Here is a 638-nt window from a genome sequence, read left to right as displayed (position 1 = left end):
TCGTGGCCCGGATCTCCACCAGCTGACGCGGTCGGACCTTGCGGGCGGGCACGGAATAGAGGTTGCCGCCGAAGGCGACCAGGCAGTCCTTGCCGACCGGCCGCAGATGCCGTTCGGCCACCAGATACGGAGTCTCCGGCAGCGGTTTGAGGGCCATGTGGTCGCGGGCCGCCCGCTCGCCGATGATCTGCTGGTGAGTCCTGTGGGCCTGGGCGCGTCGCTGCGGCACCCAGGTGGTGAAGGCGGCGTCCATCTCCTCGACGGAGGAGAAGGACCGGCCGGAGGACGTGGTCTCGGACGATGAGGACCTGCCGTTCGACGCGTCCTTTGCCGGTGGGCCGGTAGGCGGCCAGGACGTCGATGTCGAAGTCATAGTGGCCGGCGAAGCCGACCGCCTCCGGGTACAGCGGGACCGCCTCGCCCGGAGCGACGTGGCGTCGGACGACGGTCTTCGTGCGGTCATAGACGATCGTCATCGGGACGCCGCCGAAATGGGCGAAGGCCCGGCGGTGGCAGTCGAAGAACGTCTGGAGGTCCTGGCTGGTGGTGAAACAGCAGAACGGGTCGCGTGAGTACGACAACGTCATATGGAAGGAGTAGACCTTCCCGATACCCATGTGGGCGAGGATCTTTCCCTC

Annotated in this window: 1 protein-coding gene and 1 pseudogene; both read right to left on the bottom strand. The window is 67.1% G+C overall.

Features of this window, described 5'->3' with window-relative positions:
• Positions 1-253: Mu transposase domain-containing protein (locus tag BFF76_RS34850; RefSeq protein ID WP_478078141.1), on the bottom strand; the 253-nt coding region annotated here is incomplete at its 3' end.
• Between the two features lie 142 nt (positions 254-395).
• Positions 396-587: pseudogene (locus tag BFF76_RS34845) on the bottom strand (DDE-type integrase/transposase/recombinase); the annotation flags it as partial.
• Between the last annotated feature and the right edge of the window lie 51 nt (positions 588-638).

The organism is Streptomyces mutomycini (genome assembly GCF_001700505.1).
Classification (GTDB): Bacteria; Actinomycetota; Actinomycetes; order Streptomycetales; family Streptomycetaceae; genus Streptomyces; species Streptomyces mutomycini.
The sequence above is the reverse complement of the archived record's forward strand: the minus strand, read 5'-3'. Positions and strand labels throughout refer to the sequence as shown.